Origin of the sequence: Polaromonas naphthalenivorans CJ2, assembly GCF_000015505.1 — a bacterium.
Taxonomy (GTDB): domain Bacteria; phylum Pseudomonadota; class Gammaproteobacteria; order Burkholderiales; family Burkholderiaceae_C; genus Polaromonas; species Polaromonas naphthalenivorans.
In genome coordinates this window covers 1,852,501-1,874,326 of record NC_008781.1, presented here as the reverse complement: position 1 = coordinate 1,874,326, position 21,826 = coordinate 1,852,501, and the positions used below count along the sequence as shown (strand labels likewise).

The 21,826-nt window shown below is 58.7% G+C and carries 16 protein-coding genes, 2 rRNA genes and 2 pseudogenes (1 of these 20 cut by a window edge); 9 read left to right on the top strand and 11 right to left on the bottom strand.

Translation table 11 applies throughout. The annotated features are described in order from the left end of the window. Window position 1: 1 nt before the first annotated feature. From ispC to rpsB, 7 genes are all read right to left on the bottom strand, one after another. Window positions 2-1,189 (bottom strand): 1-deoxy-D-xylulose-5-phosphate reductoisomerase, encoded by a 1,188-nt coding sequence (gene ispC / locus PNAP_RS08830; protein WP_011801155.1) that lies wholly within the window; start codon window positions 1,187-1,189, stop codon window positions 2-4. 25 nt (window positions 1,190-1,214) lie between these two features. Then, window positions 1,215-2,045: a phosphatidate cytidylyltransferase gene (locus tag PNAP_RS08825; RefSeq protein WP_011801154.1), complete on the bottom strand. Its 831-nt coding sequence runs from the start codon at window positions 2,043-2,045 to the stop codon at window positions 1,215-1,217. A 17-nt stretch (window positions 2,046-2,062) separates the two neighbouring features. Then, entirely contained in the window at window positions 2,063-2,785 is a 723-nt protein-coding gene (gene uppS, locus PNAP_RS08820) for a polyprenyl diphosphate synthase (RefSeq protein ID WP_011801153.1), read from the bottom strand. 28 nt (window positions 2,786-2,813) lie between these two features. Next, window positions 2,814-3,374: a ribosome recycling factor gene (gene frr, locus PNAP_RS08815; RefSeq protein ID WP_011801152.1), complete on the bottom strand. Its 561-nt coding sequence runs from the start codon at window positions 3,372-3,374 to the stop codon at window positions 2,814-2,816. A 72-nt stretch (window positions 3,375-3,446) separates the two neighbouring features. Further along, window positions 3,447-4,157: a UMP kinase gene (gene pyrH, locus PNAP_RS08810; protein ID WP_011801151.1), complete on the bottom strand. Its 711-nt coding sequence runs from the start codon at window positions 4,155-4,157 to the stop codon at window positions 3,447-3,449. 61 nt (window positions 4,158-4,218) lie between these two features. Next, complete coding sequence (tsf, locus tag PNAP_RS08805; protein ID WP_041376629.1) at window positions 4,219-5,133, bottom strand: translation elongation factor Ts; 915 nt, start codon at window positions 5,131-5,133, stop codon at window positions 4,219-4,221. Window positions 5,134-5,268: 135 nt separating this feature from the next. Next, window positions 5,269-6,021: a 30S ribosomal protein S2 gene (gene rpsB, locus PNAP_RS08800; RefSeq protein WP_011801149.1), complete on the bottom strand. Its 753-nt coding sequence runs from the start codon at window positions 6,019-6,021 to the stop codon at window positions 5,269-5,271. A gap of 146 nt (window positions 6,022-6,167) precedes the next feature. Here rpsB and PNAP_RS08795 point away from each other — a divergent pair, with 146 nt between their 5' ends. From PNAP_RS08795 to PNAP_RS08770, 6 genes and pseudogenes are all read left to right on the top strand, one after another. After that, complete coding sequence (locus PNAP_RS08795) at window positions 6,168-7,520, top strand: amidase (protein ID WP_011801148.1); 1,353 nt, start codon at window positions 6,168-6,170, stop codon at window positions 7,518-7,520. Between the two features lie 115 nt (window positions 7,521-7,635). Continuing rightward, the gene (locus PNAP_RS08790) at window positions 7,636-8,895 is read left to right on the top strand and encodes a D-amino acid dehydrogenase (protein WP_011801147.1); all 1,260 of its coding nucleotides are present in this window, start codon (window positions 7,636-7,638) and stop codon (window positions 8,893-8,895) included. 134 nt (window positions 8,896-9,029) lie between these two features. Beyond that, window positions 9,030-9,533, top strand: a complete 504-nt coding sequence (lysM, locus tag PNAP_RS08785) for a peptidoglycan-binding protein LysM (RefSeq protein WP_041376628.1) — start codon at window positions 9,030-9,032, stop codon at window positions 9,531-9,533. Window positions 9,534-9,598: 65 nt separating this feature from the next. Next, window positions 9,599-10,009 (top strand): annotated as a pseudogene (locus PNAP_RS08780) (IS5 family transposase); the annotation flags it as partial. Further along, a complete protein-coding gene (locus PNAP_RS08775; protein WP_157040247.1) occupies window positions 9,937-10,398 on the top strand; it encodes an IS5 family transposase in 462 nt (153 codons plus the stop codon). The pseudogene PNAP_RS08780 and the gene PNAP_RS08775, both read left to right, overlap by 73 nt. A 299-nt stretch (window positions 10,399-10,697) precedes the next feature. Further along, window positions 10,698-12,035, top strand: coding sequence for an IS4 family transposase (locus PNAP_RS08770; RefSeq protein WP_011798278.1), 1,338 nt, complete (start codon window positions 10,698-10,700; stop codon window positions 12,033-12,035). Between the two features lie 109 nt (window positions 12,036-12,144). On the opposite strand, the gene PNAP_RS08765 is transcribed toward PNAP_RS08770, so the two are convergent. Further along, window positions 12,145-13,227, bottom strand: coding sequence for an IS110 family RNA-guided transposase (locus PNAP_RS08765; protein ID WP_011801143.1), 1,083 nt, complete (start codon window positions 13,225-13,227; stop codon window positions 12,145-12,147). 213 nt (window positions 13,228-13,440) lie between these two features. Continuing rightward, a pseudogene (locus tag PNAP_RS08760) lies at window positions 13,441-14,859 on the bottom strand (IS3 family transposase); the annotation flags it as partial. A gap of 94 nt (window positions 14,860-14,953) precedes the next feature. Here PNAP_RS08760 and PNAP_RS08755 point away from each other — a divergent pair. The 3 genes from PNAP_RS08755 to PNAP_RS08745 all read left to right on the top strand — a co-directional run bounded on the left by PNAP_RS08755 (window position 14,954) and on the right by PNAP_RS08745 (window position 18,918). After that, window positions 14,954-16,234 (top strand): IS5 family transposase, encoded by a 1,281-nt coding sequence (locus PNAP_RS08755; RefSeq protein ID WP_011800797.1) that lies wholly within the window; start codon window positions 14,954-14,956, stop codon window positions 16,232-16,234. A 204-nt stretch (window positions 16,235-16,438) separates the two neighbouring features. Next, window positions 16,439-17,506, top strand: coding sequence for an IS110 family RNA-guided transposase (locus PNAP_RS08750; protein WP_011799848.1), 1,068 nt, complete (start codon window positions 16,439-16,441; stop codon window positions 17,504-17,506). 371 nt (window positions 17,507-17,877) lie between these two features. Beyond that, on the top strand, window positions 17,878-18,918 hold the full coding sequence (locus tag PNAP_RS08745) for an IS110 family RNA-guided transposase (RefSeq protein ID WP_011799849.1): 1,041 nt from the start codon (window positions 17,878-17,880) through the stop codon (window positions 18,916-18,918). Window positions 18,919-19,330: 412 nt separating this feature from the next. On the opposite strand, the gene rrf is transcribed toward PNAP_RS08745, so the two are convergent. Together rrf and PNAP_RS08735 are read right to left on the bottom strand one after the other, a co-directional pair. Continuing rightward, window positions 19,331-19,443: ribosomal RNA gene (gene rrf / locus PNAP_RS08740) — 5S ribosomal RNA — on the bottom strand. Window positions 19,444-19,610: 167 nt separating this feature from the next. Beyond that, window positions 19,611-21,826, bottom strand: a 23S ribosomal RNA gene (locus PNAP_RS08735) (it continues 663 nt past the right edge of the window).

Below are 21,826 nucleotides of genomic sequence, written 5' to 3'. Positions count from 1 at the left end.
TTCAACCCTCCAGACATCCAGCAATTTGACCTGCTACGCGGCGTGCCTGGGCGTCAAGCGCCAGCAAACCGTCGATATCGAAGACATCAAAGACTGAAACAGCCTCCAGAGTTGCATGATTCACCTGATGAATATGGTCAAAGCGGATGCGCCCGTCCAGAAAAGCCGCCACCGCAATCTCGTTGGCTGCATTGAGCACCGCCGTGCTGCCCACGGGCGCCTTGAGCACATCCCAGGCCAGCCGCAGTCCCGGAAAGCGCGCCTCATCGGGCACTTCAAACGTCATGTTGGCCAGGTTTTTGAAGTCCAGCGCCTGCGCGCCCGAGCTGATCCGCTCGGGCCAGGCCAGGCCGTAGGCAATCGGGACACGCATGTCGGGTGTTCCCAACTGCGCCACGACGGACGTGTCGTAATACTGCACCATGGAATGGATGATGCTCTGCGGATGGATCACCACCTCGATTTGCGCCGGTGTCACGCCAAACAGGTATTTGGCCTCGATGACTTCAAGCGCCTTGTTCATCATGGTGGCCGAATCGACCGAAATTTTCCGGCCCATGACCCAGTTCGGGTGCGCGCAGGCTTCGTCGGGCGTTACGTGGCGCAGGCTGGCTGGCTCACGGGTGCGAAACGGCCCGCCTGACGCCGTCAGGATGATTTTTTCAACCCGTTGCGGCCAGCTTGCCTGGTCGTCGGGCAAGGACTGGAAAATGGCTGAATGCTCGCTGTCAATCGGCAGCAGCCTGGCGCCTCCTGCGCGCACGGCCTGCATGAACACGTCGCCCCCCACCACCAGCGCTTCCTTGTTGGCCAGCAGCAGGCGCTTTCCGGCCCGGGCAGCGGCCATGCACGGCGACAAGCCGGCAGCGCCCACAATCGCGGCCATCACCGCATCCACGGAATCATGAGATGCTATCATTTCAAGAGCATCTTGTGCATACAGTACCTGCGCAGACAGCCCATTTGCCTTGATTTTTTCCGCCAGCAGGCGCGCATGGGGCTCGCTCACCATCACGGCGAACCGCGGCTTGAACTTCGCGCATTGCGCCAGCATCAGATCAACCTGGGTGGCAGCGCTGAGGGCAAACACCTCAAAGCGATCGGGATGGCGGGCAATCACATCCAGGGTGCTGACGCCGATGGAGCCGGTCGAGCCGAGGACGGTGATGCGCTGCTTTTGTAGAGTCATGAAATAAAGGTCCGGCCGTAAATGCTTAAAAAGAAACCAGCATCATGGCCAGCGGCAAGGTGGGCAGCAGGGCATCCACGCGGTCAAGCACACCACCATGGCCAGGCAGCAATCCGCTGGAATCCTTGACGCCGGCGCTGCGCTTGACCAAGGACTCGACCAGATCACCCACCACGCTCATGGCAGCCAGAAAGATAATCGCCAGCAGCATCAAGGCCAGGCCATGGCGCTGCGCCAGTTGGCTGTAGAGTGTCTCGCCGCCCCAAAAAAACCAGGCCAGCGACAGCGCCACCACGCCGGCCATGCCACCCCAAACGCCTTCCCAGCTTTTGCCCGGGCTGATGGACGGTGCCAGTTTGCCTTTGCTGAAGCGCCCGCCAAAAGCGCGGCCTGCAAAATACGCAAAAATATCGGCCACCCAGACCAGCACCAGGACAGACAGCAAAAACTCGATGCCCATGACACGCGCCCGGGCAATCGCCAGCCAGGCCAGCCATAGCGCCGCCAGGCCGCCTGCAAGACGCAATGCCCTGGGAATGCGCGGCCAGCCAGCCACACCGGACTTCAACAACCAGGCGCCTGCCAGAACCCAGGCCGCACCGGCGACGGCCCAGAGAAGGGGCAGCGGTTTTTCAAGCAGGCCGCCATACCATGACAGGCCGCAGGCCAGCACACAGAGCGCGGCCAGCCCGAGCGAGCCGGCTTGTCCGAAAGCATTGAGGCGACCCCATTCCCAGGCGCCAGCGGCAATCATCAGCAAGGCCAGCGCGCAGAAAGGAACAGGTGTTTTGTAGAAAAGGGCTGGCAGCAGGATGGCCAGCAGGACGATGGCCGTGATGACACGCTGTTTAAGCATCAGACCGCCTTTTCGTTTTAAGTAGGATGAAGGCCACTGACCTGCTCCGGAGTCTGGCCAAAACGGCGCTCGCGGGCAGCAAAAGCGGCAATCGCCGTGTCCAGCGCGGCCTCGTCGAACTCGGGCCAGAGCTTGTCGGAAAAATACAGCTCTGAATAAGCTAACTGCCAGAGCAGAAAATTGCTGATGCGCAATTCGCCACCCGTGCGAATCAACAAATCCGGATCGGGCACATGGGACATCGCCATGGCCCGGTCAAGCGACAACTCGGTAATGGCTTCACCCCGGCTGGCCAGCTTTTGCGCTGCCTGGGCAATATCCCAGCGCCCGCCGTAGTTAAAGCAGACATTGAACACCAGCCGCTGGTTGTTCGCCGTGCTCGACTCAGCCTGCACCAAAGCTGAGCGGACTCTTTCTGAAAACCGCTGGCGATCACCAATGAAATGAATCTGAACCCCGTTGGCATTGAGACTCTGAACCTTTTTTGCCAGGGCCAGTACCACCAGGTCCATCAGACCCGACACCTCCTCGGAAGGTCGACTCCAGTTTTCCGAGGAAAACGCAAAGACCGTCAGCACGCCGATGCCACGCGCCAGGCAAGCCTTCACACAGCGGCTGAGTGCATCGACGCCCTGCTTGTGACCGGCGATCCGGGGTAAATAGCGTTTTTTGGCCCAGCGGCCATTGCCATCCATGACGATGGCGACATGGTGCGGAACAATCGAAGCAGAAGTGGCCATGGGCTGGTTCAGGCCGGATGCAGTGAAGTCAAACCGCCATGATGTCTTGTTCCTTGCCGGTGACAAGCTTGTCAACATCGGCAATGAAACGGTCGGTGAACTTCTGGATCTCTTCCTGCGAACGGCGTTCGTCGTCTTCGGACGCCAGCTTGTCCTTGACCAGCTTCTTGACACCGTCATTGGCATCGCGGCGCAAGTTGCGAATCGCCACCTTGGCATGCTCGCCCTCGGCGCGCACGACTTTGGTGAGTTCCTTGCGGCGCTCTTCGGTCATGGCCGGCATGGGAACGCGAATCAGATCACCCTGTGACGCCGGATTCAGGCCCAGATCGGAGTCGCGAATGGCTTTTTCAATCTTGGCGCCCATGCCTTTTTCCCAGGGCGAAACGCTGATGGTGCGTGCGTCGAGCAGCGCCACATTGGCGACCTGGCTGATCGGCACCATGGAGCCGTAATAGTCCACATGCACGGTATCGAGCAAACCGGGATTGGCGCGGCCCGTGCGGATTTTGGTGAGGTTGTGCTGGAAGGATTCCAGGGACTGCTGCATTTTTTGCGTTGCCTGCTGCTTGATCTCAACAATGCTCATGGTCGAACCTCCTGATGACTAAATTCAAAAAAATGCAAAAACCTGGGCTTTGCGCCCTTGCGCCAGCCTGGGTCAGACGTGGACCAGCGTTCCTTCGTCTTCACCCATCACCACGCGCCTGAGCGCGCCGAGCTTGAAGATGCTGAATATCTTGATCGGCAGCTTCTGGTCGCGGCACAGGGCAAACGCCGTGGCATCCATCACTTCAAGATTCTTGCCGATAACTTCGTCAAAAGTGATGCTGGTGTAGCGCGTGGCTTCCGGGTCTTTTTTCGGATCAGCGGAATAAACGCCATCGACCTTGGTTGCCTTCAGGACAATTTCAGCACCGATTTCAGCGCCGCGCAAAGCCGCTGCCGTGTCGGTGGTGAAGAAAGGATTGCCGGTGCCCGCTGCAAAAACAACGACCTTGCCCTCTTCCAGATACTGCAGGGCCTTGGGTCGCACATAGGGCTCAACGACACGCTCGATGCCGATGGCGGACATCACCCGGGCAACCAGCCCGGCCTTGTCCATGGTGTCACCCAGGGCCAGTGCATTCATCACGGTCGCCAGCATGCCCATGTAGTCGGCAGTAGCACGATCCATGCCGACCGAGCCGCCAGCCACACCGCGAAAGATGTTGCCGCCGCCAATTACCACCGCCACCTGAACTCCCATGCGGGTGACTTCGGCAATTTCCTCCACCATGCGCACGATGGTGGCACGGTTGATGCCGAAAGCATCGTCGCCCATCAGCGCCTCACCAGACAGTTTTAACAATATCCGCTTGTAAGCTGGCATGTGGAGGGCTTTCGTGGTGAGGTGAATGAATAAAAACGATCTTTCGGACTGACCGGAAGGCTTAGGCGCCCTTGGCGGCAGCGACCTGCGCGGCAACTTCCGCAGCAAAGTCATCGACCTTCTTTTCGATGCCTTCGCCCACGATATACAGCGTGAACGATTTGATCACCGTAGCCTTTTCCTTGAGCATCTGCTCGACGGTCTGCTTGTCGTTCTTGACGAAGGTCTGGTTGTTCAGGCTGACCTCTTTGAGGTATTTCTGAACGCCGCCTTCGATGCGCTTGGCAACGATTTCAGCGGACTGGACAGGCTTGCCTGCTGCCTGGGCAACGGAGGCGTCTTCAGCCGCCTTGGCAGCCGCCACCGAGCGTTCCTTGGCGACCAGTTCGGCAGGCACATCAGCGCTGGACAGGGCCACCGGCTTCATCGCGGCCACATGCATGGCGACATCCTTGGCTGCGGCTTCGTCGCCTTCAAACTCCACGACTACACCGATGCGCGTGCCGTGCAGGTAAGACGCTGCCTTGCCACTGGCGAAGCGCTTGAAGCGGCGAACGGTCATGTTTTCACCGATCTTGCCGATCAGGCCCCGGCGCACGTCTTCGACGGTGGGGCCAAAGCTGTCCATCGCCAAAGGCATGGCGCCAAGGGCAGCCAGATCGGCAGGATTGTTTTTCACAACGCCTTCGGCGACTGCATTGGCGAATGCCAGGAAGCTGTCGTTCTTGGTCACGAAATCGGTTTCGCAATTGATTTCGACCAGCGCAACATCATCGCCGTCGCGGGCCAGGGTCACCACGCCTTCAGCGGTGACGCGGGAAGCGGCCTTGCCGGCCTTGCTGCCGAGCTTGACACGCAGGAGTTCCTCGGCTTTTTCAAAATCGCCTTCAGCCTCGGTCAGTGCCTTTTTGCACTCCATCATCGGGGCGTCGGTCTTGGCGCGCAGTTCAGCGACCATCTTTGCAGTAATTGCCATTGCCATTTTTTAATTCTCCGTATTTTCGTTTTAACCTGGAGCGGCGCATCAATGCAGCGCCACTTCATCTTGTCGGGTTGTGAAAAAGGGGCTACGCGAGCCCCTTTTTCGCGTTTGGCGTAACGCCAATGCTATTTAGGCGGCTGCGTTTTCCACTTCGACAAATTCATCCGAACCTTCAGCCGACACCGCCTTGACGACGTCGTCCATGGCGCTGGCACGGCCTTCGATGACAGCGTCTGCGATACCGCGGGCATACAGCGCCACAGCCTTGGACGAGTCGTCGTTACCGGGGATCACGTAGTCGATGCCGAGTGGCGAATGGTTGGTATCGACCACGCCGATCAGGGGAATGCCGAGTTTCTTGGCTTCCAGAATCGCGATTTTGTGGAAACCCACGTCGATCACAAAAATGGCGTCTGGCAACGCAGTCATGTCCTGGATGCCACCGATGTCTTTTTCGAGTTTTTCGATTTCGCGCTTGAAGGTCAGCTGTTCTTTCTTGCTGATCGAATCAAGGCCGGCTTCCTGCTGGGCCTTCATCTCTTTCAGGCGTTTGATCGAGGTCTTGACCGTCTTGAAATTGGTCAGCATGCCGCCCAGCCAGCGCTGGTCAACATAAGGAATACCGGCGCGCTGGGCTTCGGCGGCAACGGTTTCGCGAGCGGTGCGCTTGGTGCCGACCATCAGGATGGTGCCGCGGTTGGCGGTCAGCTGCTTGGCGAACTTCATCGCCTCCTGGAACATCGGCAGCGATTTTTCCAGGTTGATGATGTGAATACGGTTGCGGTGGCCAAAAATGTAGGGGGCCATTTTTGGGTCCCAGAAGCGGGTTTGGTGACCAAAGTGGACGCCGGCTTCCAGCATTTCGCGCATGTTCGTGGACATAATTAACTCCAAAGGTTGTTTCTAAAATCAGCGCTTATTGCCGAAAGGATTTCCGGACAACACCTTGCGTGGCTGATTTGCGATTTGCCCTGCAAACGATTTTTATCGCCAACTGCAGAGCCTGCTGAGTATAACATTCCATCCCCATGAATCAGCACCACCCGACCTCCCCGACCGATCTTCACGCCATGCAGGCAAGCCTTCGGGGCGGCCGCACCCGCATCGAGGAAATTCTTGAGCAGGCCGCAGCCATCGCCAGCAGCGACGCCTGTCGCCATGCCTTTATGCCCGGCCAGCCGAAAAGCGCACCCGCATTGCCCCTCAAGGCTGCAAGCAACGATCCGGCCTTTGCGCTAACCGGCATTCCCGTCTCGGTCAAGGACCTGTTTGACGTGGCGGGCCAGGTCACGACTGCCGGATCGACCGTCCTCGCCGGAGCCGCACCGGCCAGTACGGACGCCGTCGCCGTCGCGCGGCTTCGGGCGGCAGGCGCCGTGCTGGTCGGCCGCAGCAACATGGTCGAGTTTGCATTTTCCGGCGTTGGCATCAATCCGCACTACGGCACGCCGGTGAATCCGGCCGATGCTTCAATCGAGCGCATTCCGGGCGGCTCATCGTCGGGCGCCGCCGTGTCGGTGGCAACAGGTGCGGCCCTGGTGGGCCTGGGTTCCGACACGGGCGGCTCGATCCGCATTCCGGCAGCGCTGTGCGGCATCGTCGGTTTCAAAAGCACCGCGCGCCTGGTTCCTGCGACCGGCGCTGTCCCGCTGTCCACCAGCCTGGACACGGTCTGCGCCGTCACCCGTTCGGTGCACGATGCGGTGACGGTGCATGAAGTTCTGTCAGCGCGCCGAGTGCAGCTCGCCGGCAAGCCCCTGTCATCGTGCCGAATTGCGGTTGCGCGAACCCTCATGCAAGACGGGCTCGACAGCACGGTCGCGCAGGCGTTCGAGCACAGCCTGCGGGTGCTTCGCCAGGCCGGCGCCCGGATTGAAGAAATAGCGCTTGAAGAAATCGGCGAACTGTCGGCCATCAATGCCAGCGGCGGCCTGTCCGCCGCAGAGAGCCATGCCTGGCACCGCAAGCTGATCGCCGAACATGAAGCGCAATACGACCCGCGCGTGGCGCTGCGCATCTTGCGCGGTGCCCGCATGAGCGCGGCCGACTACATCGATTTGCTGGCAGCGCGCCAAAACTGGATCAGCCGCATGGAAGCGCGTTTAAGCCACTTTGACGCGGTGCTGTCGCCCACCGTGCCCATCGTGGCGCCCTCGATTGCCAGCGTGCTGGACCATGACGATGAGTTCTTCCGGATCAACGCGCTGTTGCTGCGCAATACCTCGGTGGCGAACATGCTCGACGGCTGCGCAATTTCCATTCCCTGCCAGACTCCCGGCCAGTTGCCCGTGGGACTGATGCTCTGGCATGCGGCGCTGCATGACGACAACGTGCTGGACCTGGCCTTGCAGGTCGAGGCGGTACTGGCTATTTCACTATAAAAACAATAGCTGGCTATGCCCGTCCACAAAGCGCAAACGGCTTTTTTCATATAAAAATGAGTTACATGACTTCAGGTTCGATATTATTTCTTGCCGCCCCGCCCGGCACGGCCGCATGAAGGTCGCTGTCATTGGCGCGGGCATCATCGGCATCACCACGGCGTATGAACTGGCCATGGACGGCCACGAGGTCACGGTCTTTGAGCGCCGCAGCGCCGCAGCCGAAGAAACCAGTTTTGCCAACGCCGGCATCGTCGCGCCCGGCTATGTCACGCCCTGGGCTGCGCCGGGCATGCCGGGCAAGGTGCTCAGTGACCTGTTCAGCCGCCATGCGCCCGTCAGGCTGAGCCTGCCCCTGACGGGCCAGGAACTGGCCTGGATGTGGAAGTGGATGCGCGCCTGCAAGCTCGAAACCTACCTCGCCAACCGCGCCCGGCTGCAACGCCTGGCGTTCTACAGCCGGCACCGGCTGCACCTGCTGAGCGCCCGGCACGAGCTGGACTACGAGCGCAGCCAGGGTTACCTGGTCCTGCTTCGCTCGGAAAAGGACAGCCTGCTGGTCCAGCCCGGCCTGCAGGTGCTGCGCGATGCCGGCGTGGCTTTCAGGCAGATTGATGCCGATGAAGTGCGGCAGGTCGAGCCGGCGCTCAATCGCGACACCGGATTGCTGGGCGCGGTTCACCTGCCCGACGACGAGGTGGCCAACTGCCGGCAGTTTGCGCTGCTGCTCAAGGACGAGGCCCGCCGGCTGGGCGTTGATTTCCAGTTCAATACGGCAATTGCGCAATTGAACCGTGCGCATCCAGCTACGCTTTTCATAGCAGGTGATCAGTTGCCACGGCGCTTTGAGCAGGTGGTGATGTGCGCCGGCCTGGCTTGCGCGGAACTTGTCAAGCCGCTTGGCTTGAAGATACCGCTGGCCGCCGTGTATGGCTACTCGATCAGCGCACCCATCCGCGAATCACTCAACGCCCCCATCAGTGCACTGATGGATGAGCGCTACAAGGTGGCGATTTCCCGCCTGGGCAACCGGGTGCGCGTTGCCGGCAGCGCGGAAATCGGAGGCTCACAGGCGCACAAACGCGAGGCTTCGATCAAAACGCTGTACAAGGTGCTGCAGGACTGGTTTCCGGGTGCCGCCCAGATTCGGGACAGCCACGGCTGCGTGCAGGTATGGAAAGGCGCCCGCGCTATGCTGCCGGACGGCCCGCCTCTGGTTGGCAACAGTGGCTTGCCCGGTCTCTGGTTCAACCTCGGCCATGGCTCCAGCGGCTGGGCGCTGAGCTGCGGCAGCGCACGCGCTCTGGCGGATCTAATGATCGGCAGGCCTGCTGAAATTGACATGGAAGGCTTTGACCTCAGCCGTCTGGGTTAAAACCCTGCATCAAAGCGGACTTGTCCTACAGGCTTTGTAAAAGTGCTGACATGCTTTGGCCAGGCCAAGGCTTTACAGTGAATCCAGCCTCGGCGTCTTGTACCGGGCGATTTATTTTTTTGATTGGAATATCCATGGGCATGTTTAGTTTTATCAAGGAAGCCGGAGAAAAGCTGTTCGGCCGGGGCGAAGCCAAGGCGGCCCAGGAAGCCGTAGCCGCAAAACCCACGCCTGAAAACGTGGCCGCGCTGAGCAAGACGGCTGGGGATGCGATTGCCGCCTACATCAACAGCATGGGCCTGAAAGTCGATGCGCTGCAGGTCAGTTTTGATGCACCGAGCGGGACCGTGACGGTTTCCGGCGTGGCGCCTGACCAGGCGACCAAGGAAAAAGTGCTTCTGTGCTGCGGCAATGTAGGCCAGGTTTCGGCTGTCAAGGACATGCTGACCGTTGTCAGCAGTTCGCCCGAATCGCAGATGTATGTGGTCGTCAGCGGCGACAACCTGTCCAAAATCAGCAAGCAGTTCTACGGCACGCCCAACAAATACACCCAGATTTTCGAGGCCAACAAGCCCATGCTGAGCGACCCGGACAAGATTTATCCGGGCCAGGTTCTGCGAATTCCACCGGAGGCTTAAAACGCGCAGGTGCAAGGCCCAGCCTTGATCTAAGCCGTGTTCAGAAAGTTTGAGGTGCTGATGTTATGCAACCCTCAGGAAAAGCTCCGCATGACCGCTGCATACTTGTTTTGGCCAGCAGAATGACTCAAGAACGACATAGCTTCACCGATGAGCAGTGGCAGCGTATTGAGCCGCTGCTGCCACCTTGCAAGGGCCGTCCCGGAGGCGAGCAAAGGATCTTCTTCAATGCACTGCTGTGGATGGCCCGCACGGGCGCCGCGTGGCGTGACCTGCCCGAGCGGTTGGGGAAATGGAATGTGGTTTACCAGCGCTACGCCTATTGGTGCGACAAAGGACATTTCGAGCGCCTTTTCCAGGGCGTGCAGCAGCCTGACCTGGACGAAGTCATGGTGGACTCGACCTGCTGCCGGGCGCATCAATCATCGGCAGGAGCGCGCAAAACCAGCGGTCCACAAGCCATTGGCATCACGCACGGCGGGCTCAACTACCCAAAATTCACGCAGTCTGCGACGCCTTGGGAAACCCACTGCGCTTTGTACTGACCCCGGGACAGAGGCACGACTCCAAACCGGTCCCTGAGTTGCTCGATGGGCTGCAAGCCAAGGTTCTTCTGGCTGACAAGGACTCGGACAAGATTGTCCAAAGCGCCCAGGCACAAGGCATGCAGGTCATCATCCCCTCCAAGGTCAACCGAAAAAACTCACGGACTCTGGACAAGCACCGCTACAAGGCGCGCCATCTGGTTGAAAACCTCTTCCAGCGCATGAAGGTCTTTCACCGTGTGGCCACCCGCTTTGACAAGCTCGACATACGGTTTCTGGGCTTTGTACACATCGCCAGTATCATGAAGTGGCTCCACTGACTTTTCGAACACGGCCTAACATTTCTATATGGACTCCCCCACAACGGCAAGAGGCTGACCGATAGTTTGGCTTGTGGGGAAGCGCCTGCAGTCGTATATCCGGCATCGATGGTGGGCTCTGTCGTGGCCCGTGCCGACATGGAATCTGCGTCACCGATGCGCCAGTCGATACGAGCGGCAGGCAAGCTGCCGGAAGAGTTATCGGCGTCTATCGGTGTGGGGTGAACCCATCCCATTACACACATAGTTGAGCCGATAGACTTGGGGTTTGGTGAAGTTAAACGGTCAAGGAAGCAACAATGGGCTGGGGCGATGAAGAGTTCAAGACGATCGAACTGGGCGATGAGCGCCTGAACCGGCGCGCCGTGCTGCTGGCAGAGCGACTGGGGCAAAAGCCCTCGGCCAGCATTCCCGGCGCTTGCCAGAGTTGGGCAGAAACGGCAGCGGCTTACCGGTTTTTGTGCAACGAAGAGGTGAGCTGGGACAAGGTGCTCGCGCCCCACTTGCAGGCCAGCCAGGCGCGCATGGCACAGCACCAAGTGGTGCTGTGCCTTCAGGACACAACCGAGCTGGACTACCACGGACAGGACATCGAGGGTCTGGGGCCCTTGAACTACGAGGCCCAGCGCGGGCTGTATTTGCACCCCACCTATGTTGTGAGTCCTGAGCGCGAGCCGCTGGGCGTATTCAATGCCTGGACGTGGGCGCGCGAATTCAAGGCAGCAGACGGCAAGCGCGGCGGGCCGTGCGAAAGCACCCGCTGGATTGAGAGCTACGAGCGAATCGCTGAGAGTGCCCAGCAGCTGCCCCAAACGCGCCATGTGTGCATCGGCGACCGCGAGTCGGACATGCTGGAGTTGATGGTCAAGGCGCGGGACTTGGGCTACCCGGCCGACTACCTGGTGCGCAGCCAGCACAACCGGGTGCTGCCGGGCGGGGACAAGCTGTGGGACCGGGTGATGGTGCAAACTTCTCTGGGGCGCATCCGCTTCATGCTGCCAGCCGGGCGGGGCCGAAAGAGCCGCACGGTCGAGCAGGACATCCGCATTGAGCGCGTCCAGCTGAGCGACAGGGACAAGGGAGTCATCGAGGTCAGCTGCCTGGTGGCCTCGGAGGTCAACGCCCCGGCAGGCGTCAAGCCCGTGGTCTGGCGGCTGCTGAGCAACCGCGTGGCCAGCACACTGGAACAGGCCAGCGAGCTGATCGACTGGTACCGCTCGCGCTGGGAAATCGAGCTTTTTTTCTTGATTCTCAAGGAGGGCTGCCGAGTCGAGCGGCTGCAGCTGAGCGACAAAGACCGGCTGGAGTCAGCGCTGGCGATATACCTGGTCATTGCCTGGCGCATCAACCGCTTGATGCGGCTGGGGCGCACGGTGCCCGAGCTCGATGCCGAACTGGTGTTTGAGCCCGACGAGTGGCGTGCGGCGTACATCCTGAACAAAAAGCCGATACCGAAAAAGATGCCCGGACTCAACGAAGTCATCCGGCTGATTGCCCGGCGAGGCGGGTTTTTGGGGCGAAAAGGCGATGGTGAGCCCGGTGCCAGAACGCTATGGTTGGGCCTGCAGGAAATTGCCGTCTTCGTGGAAGGTGCCCGCTACGCCAGGAGCTACAGCGAAACGGGGATTTGTGTGTAATGAGATGGGGTGAACCCGGTTGGCCATGGTGGTCGATCAATCTCGTCGCAAGCGTGGATGGGTGTTGGGTTTCTTTTCCTGGTGACGGGTTGTTTTGGATGTTGGCTGTTCAGGCCGGCATCACAAAGCTCTCCCTGTTGATCTTCTTGTTCAGCCGCTGGCCTTCATCAAACGGCTCCTTGTCTCTGAGCGTGGCATAGCAAATCCGCGCCAGCTTGTTGGCCAGCGCACAAGCCGCCTTGTTGTGGTTGCCCCTGGTCTGCACATCCAGCGCCCAACGGCGCACACCACAAACTTCTTTGCCGGAACCCTCAGCCACCTTGGCGGCACGCAGCACACTTCTGGCCCCGTGAGTGAGCAGCATTCGTAGATAGCGATCTCCCTTCTTGGAAATGCGCCCCAGGTAACGGCTATTGCCCGAGCTGTACTCCTTGGGCGTCAAGCCAAACCAACTGGAGAAATGCCGTGCGTCCTTGAAGTGACTGACATCGCCAGATGTAGCCGCCACCATTGCAGTGGCCGTGAGCAAGCCAATGCCTGGTATCGAGAGCAGCGTGGTGCATGCCGGGCACAGCCTGGCCAGGGATGCCAGTTCGCGCTCCAGTTGAGCAATGCGAGCTTCGAGCAGGCGTATTTCTTCAATCAGCAATTTGGCTGTCCCCCGAATCAGATCGGGCACCGCAGTATGGGGGTCAGCCAGCACCCGACTGATGGCTTCGATGCCAGTGCGCGCGCCTACGGGAATCGCAATGCCAAACTCCCGGCAAAAACCACGCAAGGCATTGATGCGCGAGGTACGCGTTCCCATCCACAGGCTGCGGATGCGGTGCATGCCTTGCAGTGCCTGTTGCTCGACTGACTTGATTCGTACCGGGCGAATATCCGACGCCCGGGCGGCTTCGAGCAGCGCCGCTGCATCGGCAGCATCGGTCTTGTTGCGTTTGACATAGGCACGGACGTACTGGGCTGGGAGTAGTCGAACCTCAATGCCCAGACCATTGAGCCAGCGTGCCCAGTGGTGGGCCGAGCCGCAGGCTTCCATGATGACCAGACTCACATCCCGGTTGACGAACCAGCGCTCGAACTGGGTACGCGTAAGGCGGTGTGTTTCCACGACCCGCCAAGACGCATCGGCGACGGCGAGCTGGAAAACGGACTTTGCAAGATCGACGGCAACGGTAGTAGCATTCATGTCGGACTCCTTTTGTTTAAAGACCTGATCTCCACGCCAATGAAAACCAGAGCGCCAATGTGGCGCAAAAAACAGGGGGAGTCCATCCCATCAATGGTGATCACCTTTTTCGCTCCTGCCTAAAAATAAGGCAAAACAAGTAAAACACCTGGGTCAGTTTTGGATCGGCACACCACTCTATAAGTGGGGGTGCGGCGAAAAACTTGGACTGGGTTATGCCATAAGTCCGAGGCTCTCTCGGTATTCGGCGGGACTGAGCGAGCCAAGGGAAATCTTGATGCGCTTTTCGTTATACCAGCGGATGTAGGCGTCAACTGCCTGAATGAACTGCTCAATGGTCGTGGCCTGCCAGTCCCGGGGATAGAACAGCTCTGTTTTCAGCCGCCCGAAGAAGCCCTCACAGGCCGCATTGTCGGGCGAGCATCCTTTGCGCGACATCGAGCGGATCAGCTTCGCATTGTGCATCCGCGAGAGCCATCCAGGCCAGCGGTAGTGCGCACCGCGATCCGAGTGGACGACCGGCCGATCATTGCTGTTGGCCAGCGTCTCAATGGCAGCGTCCAACATCGTGTTCACAAGCTGGGCATCTGGACGCGTGCCAACTGTCCAGCTGACAACCAAGCCATCGAAGCAGTCGATGATGGGCGACAGGTACACCTTGCCAGCAGCGATCTGGAACTCCGTGATGTCAGTGAGCCATTTCTCATTCGGGGCAGCCGCCTGGAAGTCGCGGTTGATGAGATTGTCTGGCGCTGGGCTGATTTCTCCCAGGTAGGAGCCGTACCGGCGCCGCCTCTTCGCGGCAACGACCAGGCATTCCTGTCTCATCAAACGCCGCACGACTTTTTCCGAGATAAAGACGTGCTGTCTGCCCAGTGACGCCTGTATCCGGCGATAGCCGTAGCAGCAGTGATTGAGCGCGAAGATGTCTGCGATGGTGCGACGTACGCCACCATACTTGTCAGCGGCCCGTAGCCGTGCCCGATGGTAAAAGTAGGAGCTTCGGGCCAAATCAAGTTCGGCAAAGAGTTCTGATAGCGAATAGAGCTGTTTCAGGGCATCAACCAGCCGCGTCTTCTCCTGGTTGCTCAGGAGAGGCAGGTCGACGCCCAGGCCTTTTTTTAACAGTTCATTCGCCTTCTTCAAGAGGTCGTGCTCAAGCTGCAATTTGCGGATGTCGCGTTGAAGCGATTGGACTTGCCGCTCCAGTTCTGCCCGCTCAGGATCTGGCGGTGAATCGTTGTTGGGTTTCATGGATGCGGGTGCCTCAGGACCCAGGAGTTGGTTTTTCCATTTGTACAGCACGCCCCTGCTCACGGCGAGCTTTTGTGCAATGGCCTGGGCACTTGTCTGCCTGGTACAAAGCTCAATGACGGCCGCCTGCTTGAGCTCTGGAGGACGCGGTACGCTCCGAGCTTTTCCGATGACGGGGTGCTTTGTTTCAGGGTACAGCTCGTCGACCCAGGCTGCGAGCGTTTCGCGGCTCGGGTATCCCAGTGCCTTCAAAGTAGCAGCAAGGCATCGACCATGGTCCAGGTAGTGCCGGGCGGCTACTTTCTTCTGCTCGTCCAAATACTTCGGCTTCGAACGCGCATAGCCCATCGGCAAATCACGGCCTTGTTCGTATTCTTGATCCGTCTGGGGAATTTACGGATTTATGAGGGCTGAATTTGCAAGAAAATAATGCCATCCATTTGATTTCTTGCAAATTTCGACGAGGTTTTTCATGGGACCCAGACCGCGCGCACCGCAAACGGGCGAGCTGCCTCGCCCCCGACTGGACGAGCAACTCAAGATGAGCCACCCTCTGGTTCGGCTGGCAAAGCTGATGAACTGGGAGGAGATCGAGCGCAGTTTTGGCGCCCACTTCACGTCAAGCCGGGGGCGCCCTGCATTGCGCCCTCGCCTGGTCGCGGGGCTCCTGTATCTGCAGCACGCCAACGACGCCTCGGACGAAGCGGTGGTGGCGACGTGGCTGGAGAACCCCTACTGGCAGTACTTTTGCGGCGAGACCTATCTGCAAACAGAGCTGCCCATTGACCCGTCGAGCTTGAGCCGCTGGCGAAAGCGTATCGGTGAAGAAGGCGTTGAGGTGTTGCTCGCCGTCACCATCGAGGCGGCCCGCGAGGCTGGGCTGATCAAAAAGGCGAGCCTCAAACGGATCATTGTCGATACCACCGTGATGCCCAAAGCCATCGCCCATCCCAGCGACAGCGCGCTGCTGGAGAAAAGCCGCCAGCACCTGGTCAGGCTCGCTGATGAACACCATCTGCAATTGCGCCAGAACTGCAACCGGCAGGCGCCGCGCATGGCCGCGCAGATCGGCCGCTACGCCCACGCCAGGCAGTTCAAGCGCATGCGCAAAGCCCTCAAGGCGCTCAGGAGCCGGGTGGGCCGCGTGTACCGCGAAGTCATCCGCAAGCTCCATGAACTGCCAGAGCCAGCGCGGCGCAAAGCGCAGGAACTGCTGCACCGCGTGAGCCGCATCCTGACGCAACAACCCAGGGACAAGCGCAAGCTGTATGCGCTGCACGCACCGGAGGCAGAGTGCATCTCCAAGGGAAAAGCCAGGACGCCGTACGAGTTCGGCGTCAAGGTCAGCATTGCCACGACCTTGAAAGAAGGTCTGGTGGTGGGCTGCAGGAGCATGCCGGGCAATCCGTACGACGGGCACACGCTCGATGAGGCGATTGAGCAGGTCGAAATCCTCGCCGAGAAAAGACCCGGCATTGCCATCGTGGACAAGGGCTACCGGGGCGCGCAGGTCCAGGGGGTGCAGATTCTGCGCTCAGGTCAGCGCCGGGGCATCACCCGGACCCTGAAGGCGATGATCAAGCGGCGAAGCGCCATTGAGCCGACCATTGGGCACATGAAAACGGACGGACGGCTGGCTCGAAATCCACTCAAGGGCGCGCTTGGCGATGCGCTGCATGCCGTGCTGTGTGGTGCGGGCCACAACATCCGGCTGATGCTCAGGCAGCTTCATGTCTCTCCTGTCGCGCCGTAAAACTGAATTATTCAGATGGTATGGACGTCCCCACCTTTACCGATGCCAAGCTGTCGAGGAGATCGAACCCAATGATGGGGAGCCCCGCAGCCACGGCATCGATGTGAATACGAGGGACTTCCCACTTCCTGGTTACGGCATCAAAGTGCCAAGATTGAAGTGCTGGAAAGTCAATCTGCAACCACTATTGGAAGGAGAAGTCCCATGAGCAACATTACACGAGTCGGCGTTGATTTGGCCAAGAATGTTTTCCAGGTTCACGCTGTGGATGCCAGTGGCAACGTGGTCACTAACCGGATGCTCAAGCGTGACCGATTTCTGGCATGGTGTTGCGATCTGCCGCCCGGCTGCCTGGTCGCGATGGAAGCTTGCAGTGGCGCCCATCACTGGTGTCGGCAACTCCGCGATCGAGGCCTGGACGCCAGGATGATTGCAGCCCAGTTCGTTGCGCCGTACCGTATTCAGGGCAAGAGCGGCAAGAACGATGCCAACGATGCAGCAGCGATTTGCGAGGCGGCCTCAAGACCGCACATGAATTTCGTGCCGCCCAAGACCCTTGCTCAGCAAGGCATGCTGTGCGTGCATCGCCTGCGTGAAGGGCTCAAACAAGAGCGCACTGCCTGCATCAACCGAATCCGAGGTTTGCTGGCCGAGTTTGGCATCGTTCTGCCTCAAAGCCCACAGGTGCTGCGACAACACTTGAGTGACCTGATTGAGGATGCTGGCAATGACATCGCCGGCATGGCACGGCTGGTTCTGCAAAGAGCGCAAGAGCACTGGCGAGAAATCGAAGAGCACGTCCAGTGGTGCGACCAGCGCATTGCCGCTCATCAGAAGGACGATGAGCAGGTCCAGCGCGCAGCAGAGCTCAAGGGCATTGGACCCGTCACCGCCTCAGCGGTCGTGGCGACGGTGGGCGACTTCAAGCAGTTCAAGAACGCAGCGCAGTTCGGCGCCTGGCTGGGGCTGACACCGAAGCAAAACTCCAGCGGAGGCAAGTCAAGTCTGAGCAGCATCACCAAACGGGGCAGCAATTACTTGCGCGGCTTGCTGATTCAGGGCGCCAAGTCAGTCGTTTTGGTTGGCAAGCACAACGACGATCCCATCTCACAGTGGGCGCAGCGCCTTCGCGAGCGATGTGGGTGGCAAAAAGCCGTCGTGGCCTTGGCCAACAAGAACGCCCGGATTTTGTGGGCCGTCATGACGAAGGAAAAGCGCTATGACGCCTTTCACGTCAGCATCCCACCTTCAGCCATTGCCGCCACAGCGTAAGACGATATGTGAGACATCGCACGACTGTATTGACCTCTGAACCTTTTTCTTGCCAGACGTGAAATCGCAGATGCTTTGAGCAGGTCAGACCGGTAGCAGGCAAGCTCGATACTTTGGCTGTGGGCCGTAGGCACCACGAAGTGTGAATGGAGCCCTGCTGCGCGGTTGGTATCTGGGGCCGCACCGCCAAGTGCAGCAAGCCCGCCTGTAGATGTGCAAGTCTGTTCCTCGTTTGAAGCCAGCCGGTTTGCGTCAGCCGCAAGGAATACCGTTTTCAAGAAGAAATTTCAAACCGGCCCTTGACTGGCTGGGAAGTCCCTGTAGCCAAAGTAGAGATTCGTCGTCACCACTTGGAAACTGGAGGCTCCATCATGAAGATTACCGCACAACTGCCCGTCGTTGGAATGGACATTGCCAAGAATGTGTTTCAGATTCATGCCGTTGATCCGGAAACAGGCGAGATCGAGCGCATCAAGCTCAAGCGCGCCAAGGTGGCCGAGTTCTTCGCCAACCGCCAGCCCTGCCTGGTTGCCCTGGAGGCTTGCGGCGGAGCCCACCACTGGGGACGAACGCTGGCAGCCCAGGGCCACCAAGTCAAGCTGCTGCCAGCCAGACAGGTCAAGGCCTTCGTGCTGCGTGACAAGACCGATGCGCGCGATGCCCAGGCGATCTGGGTCGCGGCCCAGCAGCCGCACATCCATGAGGTGCCCGTCAAGAGCGAGCCGCAGCAGGCTTGCCTGGCCCTGCACCGCATGCGCGCCCAGCTGATGAAGATGCGCATCATGCAAACCAACGCCCTGCGTGGGTTGCTCTGCGAGTTCGGCATCGTGCTGCCCGAAGGCCATCGCATCTTGCTGCAGCGCATTCCCGGTGAACTGGCCCAGGCGCAGGACAAGCTGCCTGGCGTGCTCATCGAGAGCATGCAGGAGCAGCTCAGCCGCATTGAGCGGCTGCAGCAAGACATCGATCACATCGACAGGCGCCTGGCAGCGCTGGGCAAACAAGACCAGCATATGCTGGCCTTGCAGGCGGTGCCGGGCATTGGCCCTCTCACGGCCACGGCCTTGGCGGCCACAGCCACCGACATCTCCGGCTTTCACTCGGGCCGGCAGTTTGCCGCATGGCTGGGCTTGACGCCCAGGCAGAGCGGCACGGGCGGCAAGATCCGCCAGCTGGGCATCTCCAAGCGAGGCGATCCATATGTGCGAACGCTGCTGATGCACGGGGCCAGGGCCATTATTGCCAGGACGCAGCGAACAGGCTGGATCACCGCGCTGCTGGCCCGCAGGCCCTACAGCGTGGTGGTCGCGGCCTTGGCCAACAAGCTGGCGCGCACCGCCTGGGCGGTGCTGACCAAAGGCAAGGCCTTTGATCAGCTCAGATGGAATCCGGCCGCTGCGGTGGCTGCCTGAGCAGTTCCACCACTGTGGTTAACAACGCGGCGATGATGCAAATGTTTTGAAGGAGAGCCAGGCAAAAAGCAAAGTGATGGGTCAACAGGTCATACCGGGACAGGAGCACTCCGATAGTCCGCATGGGCACAAAGCCCGATATTCAGATGGGAGCCTTGTCCGCGAATGCCATCCGGGCCAGCAGGAAAACAAGCCTGCACAAACAGGCCGCATATAAGACTGCAACCTCCGTTGAACCTTTACTCTGCCAATGCTTGCTTTCTGGGGGGCGTCCATATAAGCGTGAACTACTTACGTTTCTTCAGCCCATCATCAAGATGAGTTCACCTGGTGCTTACCTCCAAACTGCACCCCCAAAAGAAAAAGCCCGGTCAATCTAATGATCAACCGGGCTTGTTCAGGGGCTATAAGAGCCTGACGATGACCTACTTTCACACGGGAATCCGCACTATCATCGGCGCTGAGTCGTTTCACTGTCCTGTTCGGGATGGGAAGGAGTGGTACCAACTTGCTATGGTCATCAGGCATAACTTGTTGACGGATTGTTCCACGCGGAGCAATCCGTCGAATTCATAGAGCAAATCAGCTTCAATTTAGATTGTTGCACAGTCTGCGGGGACTGTGTCTTTTGAATGCGTCAGTCTTGGCATAACAGCCTTGAAGTGCTTGATGGACAAACAAATCAAAGTTATAGGGTCAAGCCTCTCGAGCAATTAGTACAGGTTAGCTTAACGCATTACTGCGCTTCCACACCCTGCCTATCAACGTCCTGGTCTTGAACGACTCTTCAGGGGGCTCAAGGCCCCGGCAGATCTAATCTTGAAACGAGTTTCCCGCTTAGATGCTTTCAGCGGTTATCTCTTCCGAACTTAGCTACCCGGCAATGCCACTGGCGTGACAACCGGTACACCAGAGGTTCGTCCACTCCGGTCCTCTCGTACTAGGAGCAGGCTTCCTCAAATCTGCAGCGCCCACGGAAGATAGGGACCAAACTGTCTCACGACGTTTTAAACCCAGCTCACGTACCTCTTTAAATGGCGAACAGCCATACCCTTGGGACCGGCTACAGCCCCAGGATGAGATGAGCCGACATCGAGGTGCCAAACACCGCCGTCGATATGAACTCTTGGGCGGTATCAGCCTGTTATCCCCAGAGTACCTTTTATCCGTTGAGCGATGGCCCTTCCATACAGAACCACCGGATCACTATGTCCTGCTTTCGCATCTGCTCGACTTGTCAGTCTCGCAGTTAAGCACGCTTATGCCATTGCACTATCGTCACGATGTCCGACCGTAACTAGCGTACCTTCGAACTCCTCCGTTACACTTTGGGAGGAGACCGCCCCAGTCAAACTGCCTACCATGCACTGTCCCCGATCCAGATAATGGACCTAGGTTAGAACCTCAAACACACCAGGGTGGTATTTCAACGTTGGCTCCATGAGAACTAGCGTCCTCACTTCAAAGCCTCCCACCTATCCTACACAGGTCTGTTCAAAATCCAATACAAAGCTACAGTAAAGGTTCATGGGGTCTTTCCGTCTTTCCGCGGGGAGATTGCATCATCACAAACATTTCAACTTCGCTGAGTCTCAGGAGGAGACAGTGTGGCCATCGTTACGCCATTCGTGCAGGTCGGAACTTACCCGACAAGGAATTTCGCTACCTTAGGACCGTTATAGTTACGGCCGCCGTTTACTGGGACTTCAATCAAGAGCTTGCACCCCATCATTTAATCTTCCAGCACCGGGCAGGCGTCACACCCTATACGTCGACTTTCGTCTTAGCAGAGTGCTGTGTTTTTAATAAACAGTCGCAGCCACCGATTTTTTGCAACCTCATTGGGCTCTGTCCGCGAGGGACTTCACCTACTAAAGGCACACCTTCTTCCGAAGTTACGGTGTCAATTTGCCGAGTTCCTTCTCCTGAGTTCTCTCAAGCGCCTTAGAATACTCATCTCGCGCACCAGTGTCGGTTTGCGGTACGGTCGTGTGTAGCTGAAGCTTAGTGGCTTTTCCTGGAAGCAGGGTATCACTCACTTCGGCTGCAAGCAGCCTCGTTATCACCCCTCATCTAAGCCCGGCGGATTTACCTACCAGGCACGACTACAGGCTTGAACCAACATATCCAACAGTTGGCTGAGCTAACCTTCTCCGTCCCCACATCGCACTACACATCGGTACAGGAATATTGACCTGTTTCCCATCAGCTACGCATCTCTGCCTCGCCTTAGGGGCCGACTCACTCTACGCCGATGAACGTTGCGTAGAAAACCTTGCGCTTACGGCGAGGGGGCTTTTCACCCCCTTTAACGCTACTCATGTCAGCATTCGCACTTCTGATACCTCCAGCAGGGTTTACACCGCCACCTTCACAGGCTTACAGAACGCTCTCCTACCACGTGCAATAAATTGCACATCCGCAGCTTCGGTAACTGGCTTAGCCCCGTTACATCTTCCGCGCAGGACGACTCGATCAGTGAGCTATTACGCTTTCTTTAAATGATGGCTGCTTCTAAGCCAACATCCTGACTGTTATAGCCTTCCCACTTCGTTTCCCACTTAGCCAATTTTAGGGACCTTAGCTGGCGGTCTGGGTTGTTTCCCTCTTGAGTCCGGACGTTAGCACCCGGTGCTCTGTCTCCCAAGCTGTACTCATCGGTATTCGGAGTTTGCCTTGGTTTGGTAAGTCGCCATGACCCCCTAGCCAAAACAGTGCTCTACCCCCGATGGTAATACTTGAGGCACTACCTAAATAGTTTTCGGAGAGAACCAGCTATTTCCAAGTTTGTTTAGCCTTTCACCCCTATCCACAGCTCATCCCCTAGTTTTGCAACACTAGTGGGTTCGGACCTCCAGTGCATGTTACTGCACCTTCATCCTGGCCATGGATAGCTCACTTGGTTTCG